The organism is Halobacillus seohaensis (assembly GCF_042663045.1).
In the GTDB taxonomy this organism is placed as follows: domain Bacteria; phylum Bacillota; class Bacilli; order Bacillales; family Halobacillaceae; genus Halobacillus_A; species Halobacillus_A seohaensis.
The window spans coordinates 43,118-57,395 of record NZ_JBHSZV010000027.1; the positions used below are offsets into that span (position 1 = coordinate 43,118).

11 protein-coding genes and 1 pseudogene are annotated in these 14,278 nt (G+C 39.6%); 10 read left to right on the forward strand and 2 right to left on the reverse strand.

Going from position 1 to position 14,278, the window contains the following annotated elements; genetic code table 11:
• Positions 1-232: 232 nt before the first annotated feature.
• The 8 genes and pseudogenes from ACFQIC_RS11025 to ACFQIC_RS11060 form a co-directional block, all read left to right on the forward strand.
• On the forward strand, positions 233-1,399 hold the full coding sequence (locus ACFQIC_RS11025; protein ID WP_204709320.1) for a glycerate kinase family protein: 1,167 nt from the start codon (positions 233-235) through the stop codon (positions 1,397-1,399).
• A complete protein-coding gene (locus tag ACFQIC_RS11030) occupies positions 1,396-2,358 on the forward strand; it encodes a 2-hydroxyacid dehydrogenase (RefSeq protein ID WP_204709321.1) in 963 nt (320 codons plus the stop codon). Before ACFQIC_RS11025 ends, ACFQIC_RS11030 begins: the two co-directional genes overlap by 4 nt.
• Positions 2,359-2,703: 345 nt before the next feature.
• Positions 2,704-3,579 carry a hypothetical protein gene (locus ACFQIC_RS11035; protein ID WP_204709323.1) on the forward strand — a complete coding sequence of 292 codons (876 nt, stop codon included), beginning with the start codon at positions 2,704-2,706 and terminating at the stop codon, positions 3,577-3,579.
• A 53-nt stretch (positions 3,580-3,632) separates the two neighbouring features.
• Entirely contained in the window at positions 3,633-4,655 is a 1,023-nt protein-coding gene (locus tag ACFQIC_RS11040) for a putative sodium/potassium/calcium exchanger (RefSeq protein WP_204709324.1), read from the forward strand.
• Positions 4,656-5,011: 356 nt separating this feature from the next.
• Positions 5,012-5,788: a 3'(2'),5'-bisphosphate nucleotidase CysQ gene (gene cysQ / locus ACFQIC_RS11045; protein WP_204709325.1), complete on the forward strand. Its 777-nt coding sequence runs from the start codon at positions 5,012-5,014 to the stop codon at positions 5,786-5,788.
• A 915-nt stretch (positions 5,789-6,703) separates the two neighbouring features.
• Positions 6,704-7,639 (forward strand): glutarate dioxygenase GlaH, encoded by a 936-nt coding sequence (glaH, locus tag ACFQIC_RS11050; RefSeq protein WP_204709329.1) that lies wholly within the window; start codon positions 6,704-6,706, stop codon positions 7,637-7,639.
• 15 nt (positions 7,640-7,654) lie between these two features.
• Positions 7,655-8,860, forward strand: coding sequence for an L-2-hydroxyglutarate oxidase (gene lhgO / locus ACFQIC_RS11055; RefSeq protein ID WP_204709330.1), 1,206 nt, complete (start codon positions 7,655-7,657; stop codon positions 8,858-8,860).
• A 628-nt stretch (positions 8,861-9,488) separates the two neighbouring features.
• Positions 9,489-9,667 (forward strand): annotated as a pseudogene (locus ACFQIC_RS11060) (IS4-like element ISHaha1 family transposase); the annotation flags it as partial.
• Positions 9,668-10,464: 797 nt separating this feature from the next.
• On the opposite strand, the gene ACFQIC_RS11065 reads toward ACFQIC_RS11060, so the two are convergent.
• Together ACFQIC_RS11065 and ACFQIC_RS11070 are read right to left on the reverse strand one after the other, a co-directional pair.
• Positions 10,465-10,767, reverse strand: a complete 303-nt coding sequence (locus ACFQIC_RS11065) for a DUF3870 domain-containing protein (protein ID WP_204709331.1) — start codon at positions 10,765-10,767, stop codon at positions 10,465-10,467.
• Between the two features lie 18 nt (positions 10,768-10,785).
• The gene (locus tag ACFQIC_RS11070; protein WP_204709332.1) at positions 10,786-11,838 is read right to left on the reverse strand and encodes a DctP family TRAP transporter solute-binding subunit; all 1,053 of its coding nucleotides are present in this window, start codon (positions 11,836-11,838) and stop codon (positions 10,786-10,788) included.
• Between the two features lie 94 nt (positions 11,839-11,932).
• Here ACFQIC_RS11070 and ACFQIC_RS11075 point away from each other — a divergent pair, with 94 nt between their 5' ends.
• A complete protein-coding gene (locus tag ACFQIC_RS11075) occupies positions 11,933-13,549 on the forward strand; it encodes an ATP-binding protein (RefSeq protein ID WP_204709333.1) in 1,617 nt (538 codons plus the stop codon).
• Complete coding sequence (locus ACFQIC_RS11080; protein WP_204709334.1) at positions 13,527-14,213, forward strand: response regulator; 687 nt, start codon at positions 13,527-13,529, stop codon at positions 14,211-14,213. Before ACFQIC_RS11075 ends, ACFQIC_RS11080 begins: the two co-directional genes overlap by 23 nt.
• Positions 14,214-14,278 lie beyond the last annotated feature (65 nt).

A 14,278-nucleotide genomic window follows, 5' to 3' on the forward strand; every position in this document is an offset into this window, starting at 1 on the left:
GGGTCAACGACAAATAGATTAGCAAACGCGTGTGGGAACCTTTGAATTAGAAATGATAACCCAAGCGTTAGGAGTGAACTTTTTTTACCCGAAACGCAGTCTATTAGTTTTAACACATCTTTAAACCTCTGATTTTGTTTGTGATTCCTCAATAATTTCTTGTTTATCCCAAATCTAATTATAAATCTACTTAAATAATGCTAATCGGATTCTGAACATAGGAGGCCAAAATATGAAAGTGGTTGTAGCCTCAGACTCATTTAAAGGTTCTGCTTCTGCAAGGAAAGTATGCGATTCTGTAAAAACTGGAATTCTAAATGTGATTCCCGGAGCACAGGTGCTTTCTTTACCTCTAGCTGATGGTGGAGAAGGAACTATGGAAAACTTCGTCTATTCATCGAATGGAAAAATAATTGATGTAACAGTTACTGACCCTATTGGAAGGACAGTGAATGCAGCTTATGGAGTTATGGGCGATGGGGAGACGGTAATTATTGAAATGGCACAGGCATCTGGTCTTCCACTACTTGAAAAAAATGAAAGAGATCCGATGAATGCTACAAGTTATGGGACAGGTGAATTGATTAAGCATGCATTGGATGCAGGATTTCGTAAGTTCATCGTAGGCCTGGGTGGAAGTGCAACAAACGATGCAGGTATTGGGATGCTTAGGGCTCTGGGGGTTGGATTTTTTGATATAAATAAAGATAAGATTCCTGAAGGTGGATTTCATCTAAATAAATTGGCTGAGATTGACGAAAGCAATATAGACAGACGTATCAAAGAGTCATCTTTTGTTATTGCGAGTGATGTAACCAATCCTCTTTGTGGTCCACGAGGAGCTTCGGCTATTTACGGTCCTCAAAAGGGGGCTAGTCAAGAAATGGTTGAAGAGCTAGATCTTTCCTTAAACCATTTAGCAAACGTCGTATTGAAATATAAAAAGATTGATATGAGGAAACTAGAGGGGGCCGGTGCTGCTGGGGGAATGGGCGCTGCATTACTAGCTTTCATGGGAGCCGAATTTAAATCGGGAATCAACGTAATGATGCAAGAGATTCATTTTGAAGAAGCCATTAAAGATGCTGACCTGGTCATTACTGGAGAAGGAAAACTTGATGATCAAACATTATCAGGAAAAGTCATAGATGGTGTAGTCAGGATTACAAGAAAATTTAATGTCCCCGTCATAGCTTTGTGTGGAGGAATGAATATTGAAGCAGAGAATCTTAATAATTTAGGGTTATTATCCGCTTTCTCTATCGTTCCCGGACCTTGTTCTATAGATGAGGCAATTGAAAATGTGGATTACTGGACTATTCAAAGAACTGAAATGATAATCCGTCTATTTAGTCATCAAAATGTTAGCAATAAAGATAATGAGGAGGCGAAAGTATGAAGCCGAAAGTGTATATTACAAGAAAGATTCCAAATAGTATAGTAGAAAAAATTGAATATACTTGTGATGTAGAGATGTGGGAGGAAGAGAATACTCCCGTTCCGAGAGAGGTTCTTGAAAATAAGATACAAGAGATAGATGGTTTGTTCTGCTTGTTGACAGAAACTATTGACGAAGAACTGTTAGAGAAAGCGAGCAACTTAAAGGTGATTAGTAATATGGCAGTTGGTTACAACAATATAGACATTGAAGCTGCCAAACGAAAAGGAATAACCGTAACGAATACACCAGGAATACTAACGGATACCACAGCTGACTTAACTTTTGCCCTTTTAATGGCTACAGCACGTCGGTTAGTTGAGTCATCTGACTACTTGCAAAAAGAAGAATGGGAGACATGGTCACCTATGCAATTAACTGGTCAGGATATTCATGGAGCAACATTAGGTATCATAGGTATGGGGAGAATCGGTGAAGCTGTTGCTAAAAGAGCTTTAGGATTTGATATGAAAGTTATCTATCATAACAGAAGCAGAAAACCAGACATTGAAGAAAAACTCCATATAACTTTTGTGGAAATGGAGGAACTTTTACAATCCTCTGACTTCCTTTGTGTCCTTACTCCATATACAAAAGAAACTCATCATTTAATTTCAAAAGAAGAACTTTCTATTATGAAAAATACAGCTATATTGATCAATACAGCTCGTGGCGGTATTGTCGATGAGCAAGCACTATACCAAGCGTTAGTGAATAAGGATATTTGGGCAGCGGGATTGGATGTATTCGAGGAAGAACCAATACCCGTAACTCATCCTTTACTATCATTACAGAACGTAGTAAGTTTGCCACATATAGGTAGTGCAAGCGTAAAAACACGACTGAAAATGTGTGAAGTGGCTGCTGAAAATCTTACTAAAGGATTAAATAATGAAAAGCCTAAACATGTGGTAATATAACATTAAATTTAATTAGCACTTCTGTTACTATACTTTGAGCAAGATCCATTACCGAACTTAGTCTTTCCTCAAGGAGGAATAAGGGGAAGTAATATGAGAAAATACAGAGGTGCTATATAATAGAAGGAACTAGTCTTACTAATCTCCTTCACAGCTGATCAAGGTCGTTCTCCTAACTCCTTTCGAAATGTATTCGAAAGGTTATTTTTTTGCCGAAATTTAAGCCAAACCCCCTAGAAGTCTGTCCAAGTATTAGCGAATTTTCAGAAAACCGCCAGAAAATGATAGAAGAATAAGAAATAGTATAATACATAAACGGAAAGGAAAGGAGGTGAGCGTATCCGCATGAGATCATTACTAGGTATTTGTATCGTTATACTTGCAGTCATTCTTTTTCCAATCGAAACGTTCGCAAATAACGGAAATTCTGCTTCTGAAAAGAGTGCACCACAGGCCGATGTAAAAAAAGATTCATCAAATCCTATTGCCGAAGAGGCTTCGAAACAATCGGGCAAAGAGGTTTCTAAGAAAGCTTCTAATGCAGCTGAAAAGGTGACTGAGCATGGCAAGCAAAAATCACAAGCGAAGCCAGATAAGTCTAAACGTGCTTCAAAGAGTAAGGATTCAAAAACCTTGCCACCTGAAGCAAGTGACCAAGCTACCGAAAAAACAGAGAAGTTGGAGCGGGAAACAGCACCCAAAAAGGAAGCAGTCAAGAAGCCTGTTGAAGATGAATCGCGTGAAAAAAAAGATCGGTCAAGAGAATCGGTTGATAAACATGAAAAGAAGACTACTCAAGTGAATCTCGAAAATGGTAACTCTGAAGATGCTGAAGAAGAAGATTCGCAGCCAGTAGAATCTCGGAATTCAGTAACTGACTCAGAAAACAAACCCATTGAACAAAATCAAAAACCATCAGTAGATGATAACAATCTTGAAAATCATGAGCAGAATGAAAAGCCATTATCTAATCCAGATCCAAAGAAAAATCCTATCGTTTACGTACATATGATCAACCCTGCTTCGTTGCCGTCGCCAGTATCTACGGGCGGTGGCGATCTTAGCAGCCAAACTATCTCTTCTTCAGTGATAAAAGGAAAGATGCCAGACTCACTCAAATTTTTTGCTTCTGAGTCACAAATATTTGGCAAAAGAACCGAATTTCTTCGGGATCAATGGGTGAATGCACCACCAACAGAGCCACCCACGATTGTTTCTTAATTTTAAAAAGTGAAGAACTTACACAAAAATTAAAATTAAGGAGCGATTTAATCATGAAAAACGTATGGATGAAATCTCTAGTAATTACAGGAACATTAACAATCGGAGCATTCGTTGGAGTTCAATCAACAGAAGCAGCTTCTTCTAATGCACCAGCACATGTTAAGGAAAAGCAAGAAGCAACAGCTGAAAAAGAAGGTAAATCTCAGGGAAGCGTAAATGCTAGTGAAACAGCAAAAGCTAACGCATCCGCTAAGTCAGCTGTAGTAGCTGAATCTACTGAAAAAGAGACTGTTGTTAATGAGACAGAAGAAGCAGAAGAAGCTACTGTAGAATCTGACGAAGAAACTGAAAAGTCCACAGAAGAAGATGCAAACGTAGCACCAGATGAAGAAAAAGAAAACAAATCTCAAGAAAATAAAGCTAAGTCTCAAGCATCAGCAAATGCAAGTGACGTAGCAAAAGAGCACGCTTCTGAAAATTCAGCCGTATTAGCAGTAGAAGCAACTGAAGAAGAAGCACCAGAATCAGATGAAGATGCAGAAGCAAATGAAGAACAAGAAGAAGCACCAGAATCAGATGAAGACACAGAAACAACCGAGGAACAAGAAGAAGCACCAGAATCAGAAGAAGATACAGAAACAAACGAAGAACAAGAAGAAGCACCAGAATCAGATGAAGATGCAGAAACAAACGAAGAACAAGAAGAAGCACCAGAATCAGATGAAGATGCAGAAACAAACGAAGAACAAGAAGAAGCACCAGAATCAGATGAAGATGTAGAAACAAATGAAGAACAAGAAGAAGTAAATAAATCTGAAGAAAATAAAGTAAACGCACAAGCATCAGCAAACGCAAGTGATGTAGCAAAAGAGCATGCTTCAGAAAATTCAGCCGTGTTAGCAGTAGAAACGACTGAAGCGGAAGCAAAAGAAGAAGAGGGTACGGAAGAAACTACAACCGAAGAGGAAACAACTGAAAAAGAGAATACAGAAGATACTGAATCAGAAGACGAAGAAACAGACGAAGAAACAACTGTCGAGGAATCTACTGAATTAAAAGTAGAAGTAAAATAATTTAGTTTTTAATTGTAAAGTCGGGGTAATCCCTCGGCTTTTTCTAATGGAATAATATTCACTTCATTTAATGATTCAACTATATCCAAACAACTTTATTAAGCGGAAAAGTCTTTGATCAGCCCAAATTAGTAATTCTGCTATATTAGTAAAGAAGAAATTAAGTTGCCTGCATTAAAGGGCGATGAAAGTTATAAGAGTCTCACTTTCATAAACGGAAAGGAAACTCTTTATTTGCTAGCTTCCTTTTTTAAATCCTTCATAATGGGTGAAGTCATAGGAGCTAATGATGAATTGTGATAATATAAGGTTTAGTGATTTTTCAGACTAATTGTATACATAGGAGGAGACACAAGATGCAGAAAGTAATCCAGGCAGCATTAGAAGCTGGCAAAGAAATCATGAAGATTTACGAAACAGACTTTGAAATCGAATATAAAGAAGATGAGTCACCATTAACAATCGCAGATCAACGCTCACATGAATTGATTAAATCAATGTTAGAATCCAACTATCCAGGCATCCCAATTTTAAGTGAAGAAGGAAAACATCTTCCCTACAATGATAGAAAATCCTGGAGGGAATTTTGGTTAGTAGACCCTATTGATGGAACGAAAGAGTTTATTAAGAAAAACGGTGAGTTTACAGTTAATATTGCTCTTATTAGAGATGGCAAACCTGTAATGGGAGTGGTTTATGCTCCGGCTTTAGATCAGTTGTATGTTGCCGAACGAGGTAAAGGAGCCTATAAAGTGACATCTGCCCTGACTTCATCAGATAAGAATGTAATCACATTGCCATTGCAGGATTCAAATTCTAAAATAGCTAAGGTTGTTGCTAGTCGGTCTCATATGTCTGAAGAAACGAATGCTTTTATTAATGAACTAGAGAAAAAATACGACCAAGTAGAAACTATATCAGCTGGAAGTTCTCTTAAACTTTGCTTAATAGCAGAGGGAACTGCTGATTATTACCCTCGTTATGCGCCAACGATGGAGTGGGATACTGGTGCTGGGCAGGCGATTGTGGAGTTTTCTGGTGGAACGGTTTTTGTAGCAGAAGAAGATAAGCCGTTAGTTTATAACAAAGAAAATTTAAAGAATCCTTGGTTCCTGGCGAAAAGGGCAGATTAATTGATATTTCGAACTCTGTGATGAATTGTGTGGTACCTGGTACCACACAATTATGGTAGTTTCCGTTACAAAGGATTGCATTTGAAGGTCCGGGAAATCACTCGCTTTCCGTGGGCATGTGGTGAGCTTCCTCAGGCTACGCCCTGCGGGATCTCACCGATCATGTTCATCCCACAATGTGAGGAGAACGGAAGTATTGGATAAGCTGCTTCACGTGAGCAGAACGCCTCATCGTGAGAATCGTGGAGGCCACTGAAAAAGTGAATTTAATAAGAGAATTAGCTCAACCAACAACTATATACGCGAGTGATTTCTTCTTTAACATTAACATGAAGACTGTGATTTTCTTCCCGTGTTAAATTTAAACACTTTTTCAGCAGCCTCGAGAATTGTGTTGGGTGAGGCTTTATTCAATAGCATAGGTAAGACGCATTCTCCTATGCCGGGGTTCGTTCATTTCCATGTGAATGGGGTGGCTTTGAAACGGCGAGACCCCACAGGGAGTGACAACGACCGAGGAGGCTTGCCAGTTCCCCCACAGGAAAGCGAGTTGTTTCAAAGCCACCCTATCCCTTATACGGTAACGAACCCCATGATCTCGAAAATGTGTGGTACCAGATACCACACAATTCGAAGTTTACACAAGAATTAATGTTGACAGAATATTTTTAATTCTATATGATAAATGTAGAAAGCAACCCATTAGAAAGGACACCCTTTCAATTCCCGGTTGCAAACGACTGAAATAAACAAATGAATCACGTAACTGTAAAAGCTGTCTAATCTCTGATCGCTCAGAGGTTCACTCGCAGTTTAAAACCAGTTTTTCCTTTTTTTAGGGGGAAGACTGGTTTTTTTGATTTTTATGGGCCCATAAAAATAGTAAGACGATATTTATTATGGAGGGAAAATATTATGTGTGCAGTAGAAATGAAAAAACAGAGTCTTTCATCATTTACAGGAGAAGGGTATGAGATCCATCCACATTCTAAGCACGCCCGTCTTTACAATATTGAATTAGAAGAGCATGTGATTGATCAGTTTTTGGATGAAGTGAAAAATATTAGTGATGAGCAACTGGAGTATGTTCCTTATCAACGCCTGATGGTTGCCAGTACTTTAATAGATTTATTGGATGAAGATTTTGGAGAAAGGATTCGTTATGTTCTTAACGATCGGAACTCTGGTGGTTTTACGGTTGGCCTTCGTGGTCGTACGACGGATGCTCAAGATTATGTGAAGTTCTCTACAGCTTTGACACATTTGGCGGGGGTTCCGAATTTTGATGCTATGTCTAAAAAGTACTATGCACGCTTTTCGGTGAAACACACGGATGATAGTGATTCCTATCTTCGTCAAGCGTACAGAAGGTTTACTCTTCACACCGATGGAACGTATGTGGATGAGCCAACGGATTGGCTTTTGATGATGAAAATGGATGAGAAAAATGCGGTTGGGGGAAGCTCTCGTCTTCTTCATCTCGATGAATGGGAAGACTTTCAATATTATTATCATCATCCGCTTGCGTCTTATCCATTCACCTATAAAGCTCCAGCTAGTAAAAATGTGTCGGAAGATGTGCAGCGTAAGACGTTTTATGAATGGAACAATCAACCGTGTATCTGTTTCATAGACCAATTCGTATATCCAGAAACAATCGCACAAGCTCAATATTTAAAGGAAGTTTCCCAGTCGATGGAAAATTCATCAGGTGCAATTGAATTGGAGCTTCCTATTGGAGACTTGGTTATGCTGAATAATCGTTTCTGGCTTCATGGAAGAGATAGTTTTCAAAAAAATACCGAATTGCACCGGGAACTGTTACGACAAAGAGGAAGGTTCGTTCAGTAGTAGGAGGTCGTAGGAATGTATGATTATGTGATTATCGGAGGCGGAATCGTTGGGCTATCAACGGCTTACGCTCTCCTTCAGGCGAATCCTGGAGCAAACATTGTTGTTGTGGAAAAGGAAAAAGAGCTTTCTGTTCACCAGACTGGAAGAAATAGTGGAGTCATTCACTCTGGTGTGTATTATAAGCCAGGAAGTTTAAAAGCGAGAATGGCCATTCAAGGTCGAAATTCTATGGTGAAGTTTTGTCAGGATCATGGTGTTCCTCATGAAGTATGTGGGAAGGTTCTTGTTGCGACAGAACCGGAAGAACTGCCGCGAATGGAGAAGTTATATCAACGAGTTCTGAAAAACGGGGTGAACGTAAAGAAGATTGATGGACATGAACTTCAGGAAATTGAGCCATTTGTTAACGGTCTAGGGGGATTGAAGGTTCCGCAGACTGGGATCGTAAATTACAAAAAGGTTAGTGAGAAGCTTGCCCAACTGCTGAAACAAGCGGGTGTTGAGTTTTTACTTGGATCGCCAGTAGTAGATATAATCGAAAGAGCAGGTGAAGTCACGATTGATACCAGTAGACGAACCTTAAGGTCTCGCTTTTTAATCAATTGTGCTGGTCTTCACAGTGATCACCTTGTGAAGATGGCGGGTATTCATACTGATTTACAAATTGTTCCCTTTCGTGGAGAGTACTTTAAATTAACGGAAGAGAAGAACCATTTAGTAAAAGGGCTTATTTACCCGGTACCTAATCCAGACTTTCCATTTTTAGGTGTTCATTTGACTAAAATGATGGATGGTGGTATCCACGCGGGACCAAATGCCGTCTTAAGCCTTAAGCGTGAAGGGTATCGTAAGACGGATTTTGATTGGAAGGACACCTTGGATATTCTTTCTTTTCCTGGGTTTTGGAAAATGGCGGGAGCGAATAGGAAAGAAGGAGTGAAAGAGATGGTTCGGTCTTTTCATAAACAAAGCTTTGTGAAAAGTCTACAACGTCTTGTGCCAGATATTCAACCGGAAGATGTAATTCCAACCGATGCTGGTGTTAGAGCGCAGGCGATGTTAAAGGATGGGAGTCTTGTCGATGACTTTCACTTAATCACGGGAAGGCGCTCGATTCATGTATGTAATGCTCCTTCTCCTGCAGCTACAGCTTCTTTCGAAATTGGAAAAGAAATTGTAAGACGTATTTCGCAAGTAGAAAGGTCAAGGGTTAGTTAATAGGATAGGATCAGAGTTACTCTAACGGGGCCGTTATGAGGTGCGTGTAGCTTAATACACAAGTGTAATCTCAATGCTATTCTTGAAAATTTCGTACAGGAATTCACATTAAAATCACACAAAAAGGAACTTGGATTAAATTCCAAGTTCCTTTTATAATTCTTATGTCTTTGATCTTCAACTAACGATCCAGTTTGTTTAAAACAAGAAGATTCGTTTGCCATATGGAATTTGGGAGGGCAGGGAAAACAGCTCGCTTTCCGCGGGCAGACGACGAGCCTCCTCCAGCTTCGCTCTGCGGGGTCTCATCTAGTCCGCTTTTCCCGCAGGAGTCTCCCTGTTTTCCCTGCCCTCCCTGCTTTATTTTCACCAACGGACCCGAATATGAGGCCTCCCTCCATAATGAAAAACAGAGGATAAACATGCTGTTATATCAATGGCTACGTGCCGACAACATTCGTTGGTGTTTCCGTACCTCTTCTTCATGGCGAGGGGGAGCGGGGAAATGACGCATACTCGTCAAGATAAGCTCAACATTTTCGTAATCTCTTTTATAAACGTTATCCTTCCCAAAAGGATGATTTTATGAATCAAAAGAAGCACACTTGGCCAGGATTCTGTAGGGTAAACAGCTAAAGAAACCGGCTTTTTGAAACCATCCAGTGAATTCAAGGCTGAAATGTTCTTGAGTCTCTGTACACTGTTAAAAGACTCCTTTAGGAAGAACAGCTTATATCATTTATGTAGCGCTATATCCTATCAATTCAATACTCGATCTCTAAACAAGCTCTGCATGAACGTTTCAATGTCAAGGATTCATGGTTTGGGAGTAAAGTTGCAGTTGGAATATGAATGGATTCGGCCGACCTTCCTCCACAATTCGGTTCATCCAGAAACCAAAGTGATAAAGGTGCCGCCCGTGATATGATGGATTCCCTTAAGCTTGGAACTATTGACTCCGAATGGTGAAGGTATGTTCATTACTGTGAAAATATTGAAAACATTATTAGTAATAACTCTTCCTTAGCATTACTCGTATGTTAGCTTGATGGGTATTGCGCAATTTTCAGACCTTCTTTCCTTCGTGAGGAGAACGGAATCATTGGATACGCTGCTTCACGTGAGCAGAACTCTTCATGCGTGAGAATCGTGGAGGCAACTGAAAAAGTGAATTTAATAAGAGAATTAGCTCAACCAACAACTATATACGCGAGTGATTTCTTCTTTAACATTAACATGAAGACTGTGATTTTCTCCCCGTGTTAAATTTAAACACTTTTTCAGCAGCCTCGAGAATTGTGTTGGGTGAGGCTTTATTCAATAGCATGGGTAAGACGCATTCTTCTATGCCGGGGGTCGTTCATTTCCATGCGAATGGGGTGGCTTTGAAACGACGAGACTCCCGTGGGAGAAGGAGATAGGCGAGACCCCACAGGGAGTGACAACGACCGAGGAGGCTTGCCAGTTCCCCCACAGGAAAGCGAGTTGTTTCAAAGCCACCCTATCCCTTATACGGTAACGAACCCCATGATCTCGGAATCAAGTCTTCAACAATACTGACAAGTTTGAATAACGTCTACTTATAACAATACTGTGGCTTTTATTTAGTAAAGCTGATACTGTTTGTAGGAATCTTTTAATGCAGCTTCTAAGGCATTTCCTGCTTTACCTAAGTAGCCCTCTCTAAGGCGTGCCACAGGTTCATCCGTTCCATCCTTTAAACTGTACCCTTTTAATAACGATTTAATGAATTCTCTTCCATGCTCCGTAGCTAGCGTACAAGACGCATCCACAATAACACCGTACTTCTTATCAATTTCTAACGTAAGAGTAAGCGACTCAGAAATGTGGTTCGCCGCCATCCCTGTAGGTAATTTAGAATGTCCAGCTATAAATAAGGTTTTCATTTTCTTCCTCCTACCTGTTTATTCATATTTTTCTTGTAATCGATAAATTTCCTCCATCAGTGATCTTCCAATGATCGGTTCTGCTTCCTTATACACAGGATTCAAGGACTGCTTCCATAACTTTTTTTGTTCCTTTGTTAAGTAGTGGATCTCAAGCGAATCGGATCGCTTAATTTGGCGAAGATGCGCATCATTCATTTCTATTGAATGTCGTCGAATCCAATCCGTCGTTTCTTGCAGTGCTTGGTTAATAACCATTTGATGCTCTTTAGAAAGCTGCTCCCAAAACTCATCATTCATAAGAACTACATAGCCTAAATATCCATGGTTACTCAGGGTCATGTATTCTTGTTCCTGAAAAAGCTTCTTGGAAAAGATATTCGATAGAGTATTCTCTTGTCCATTAATGAAATCTACTTCAAGATTGTGATAGGTTTTATTAAATGGCAGCTTACTCGTACTGGCTCCCAGTGAGTGGAATTGAGAATCTATTACAGGGCTTGGCATGATTCTGAAATGAGTTCGCTTGAAATCAGAGGGTACATTTAGTTGCTTTTCGGAACTTGTGATTTGTTTGTAGCCATTGTACCAAAAGGTCATTCCTTTTACTTCATTATTTAAGCTATTTAACAATTGGGTACCGATCGTCCCTTGGTAGGCTTCTCTCACGGCTTCATGTGTAGGGAAGGCAAAAGGAAGATCGAGGACTTGCCATTTAGGAAAACGTTCAGTCAACTTTGAAGTCGCAGGTGCGATCATTTGAATATGACCATCCTTTAAAGCTGTGTACTCATTTTGATCGTCGTAAAGCGCTCCATTGGAATACACTTCAACTTTTATTGCTCCTTCTGTCCGTTCTTGAACGAGAGAAGCAAACCGTCTAGCTGCTCTTCCTTTTGGAGTGTTCTCAGCAACTACATGGCTAAATTTAATTACAACCTCATCTTGTAGACCTTCTTGCTCATCGTCGTATTCAATCGATTGAGAAGCTTCACTCAAGTCAAAGCCAAAAAAAAGTGCTGTGAACATTCCAGTGAAAATAAATAGACTAATCGCTACAATTGTTTTCAAAGGAACATCCCCCTGTAATCGTTTCCAATAGTGTAACATAGGTATACTTTTAAGTGATAGACTAGAGATAATAGATTAGGAAGGAAGATCGATTATGTCACTCAAACATATGCGTATTCGATGGAAAATTACGATTCTCTCATTTGGAATTGTACTATTTTCTGTTTTAATAGGTGGCATCATTATCATTGGGAATACAATTGAATCTAAGGAAGAGTCGTTAGGGGAACATGCTATGGTTACAGGAAGAACTGTAGCCAATCTACCTGCCTTGAAGGAAAATCTTACTGAATCAGAAGGTTGGAAACAAATTAATCCGATGGTGGAAAGAATCCGAACGATTAACAGTTCAGATTACATAGTAGTCTTAAATATGAATCGAGTCCGTTTTTCTCATCCTGTTGATGATAAGTTGGGCACTTTGTCTTCGGGGAAAGATGAGGGTCCTGCTTTTGCAGAACATAGTTACACTTCGAAGGCTAAAGGTGAATTAGGCGTAGCGGTTCGATCTTTTGTTCCTGTAATGAATGAAGATCACGAGCAAATTGGAGTTGTTATTGTCGGAAACCTTTTGCCTACAATACAAGATATTTTGCTAGGAATGAAAAGTGAAATTCTTTTCGTGCTTCTCCTAACTTCGCTATTTGGAGTATCTGGATCCTGGTTACTTGCGCGACACTTAAAAGAACAGACTTTTCGCTTGGAACCCCATGAAATTGTGCAGCTGCTTGTTGAAAGGACGGCAACATTTCAAGCCATGAATGAAGGCATTATTGCGGTTGATAATGAAGGAAGAATTTCGATAATGAATGACAAGGCGAAGAAGATTCTCAGCATAAAAGGGGATCGAACCCATCAATTACTTGAGCGTGTCCTCCCAGATATTAATCTTGGGGATGTGCTTACTTCAGGAAAGGCTGAGTATAATCAGGAACTTCGTTTAGGGAGTGCATTAGTGATGAGTACCCGAGTTCCGATTCGTGTTGAAGACCGTACAATTGGAGCGGTGATGATTTTTCAAGATCGTACCGATGTGACAAAGCTTGCGGAAGAACTGACAGGGGTCAAAGCATTTGTGGATGCCTTAAGAGTGCAAAATCACGAGCATTTAAATAAATTACACACAATTGCTGGATTGATTCAACTGGATCAAAAGGATCAAGCTCTAAACTTTGTCTTTGAAACCTCACAAAAACAAGAGAGGTTATCAAAGTCTCTCGTGAAGAACTTGAAAGACTATAGCTTATCAGGGTTATTGCTCAGCAAGGTCAGTAGAGGAAAAGAACTGGGAATTGAAATGGAAATTGATAAGCAGAGTGAATTGCTCGATTATCCTCCTCTGTTAGATCAACATGATTTTGTCCTTGTGTTAGGAAATTTGATTGAAAATGCCTTCCATGCTTTTGATGACATTGATCGAGAACAGAAATGGATTGATATTTCCCTTTATCAAGATCACCAGTACTGTAAAATCAGTGTCGAGGATAATGGTAAAGGGGTGGCTGTAGAAAAATCTAAAGTGTTTGAAAAAGGTTTTTCTACCAAAGGAGATCAGGGTTCAGGTATTGGTCTGTATTTAGTGAAAAATATTGTAGATAAAGGAATGGGGGAAATTAATTTCATCTCTCAGAAAGGTGAAGGGACGAGTATCCTAATCACATTTCCCATGACACTTGAGGAGGATTCGTATGGGCAAGCAAAAGGTGATTGATGTTTTACTGATTGAAGATGATCCAATGGTACAAGAAGTGAATCGTCAATTTATCGAAAAGGTACCCAATTTTAAAGTAGTAGATATCGCTTCTGATGGAAAGGAGGGGATGCAACTTGCTGAGAAACTTTCCCCTCATCTTATTATGCTGGATATTTATATGCCGGGTAATGATGGAGTGGAAACACTGAAGCAAATTCGCAAACAGGCATTTGATATTGATGTGATTGTCATTACGGCTGCCACTGATAAAGAAACAATTCGCGCAATGTTCCAAAATGGTGCGATTGATTATATTATTAAACCGTTTAAATTCGAACGTCTTCAGCAATCATTGATGAATTATCGGACCTTTCAATCTCAGATGAGTGGCAACGGGGATTTACAACAGCAACAAATTGATGAAGTGATTGGAAATCAGCTAGAGGATGAGGTGAAAGAGTTACCAAAGGGATTAAATCAGCAAACATTGGAACAAATCACCCATTTCCTCTATGAGAATCTAGCAGCATTATCTGCTGAGCAAGTCGCAGATGGTATTGGAATCGCTCGTGTAACGGCCCGGAGATATTTGGATTACCTCCAAAAAACCGGAGAAGTGGATATTGATATTCAATATGGAAGCATCGGTCGTCCAGTCAATCGATATTATATGAAAGATTAAGATCCTTTGCATGTTTAGCAAAGGATCTTTTTTGTTGTAGAGGATCTATAAATTATATGCATTAA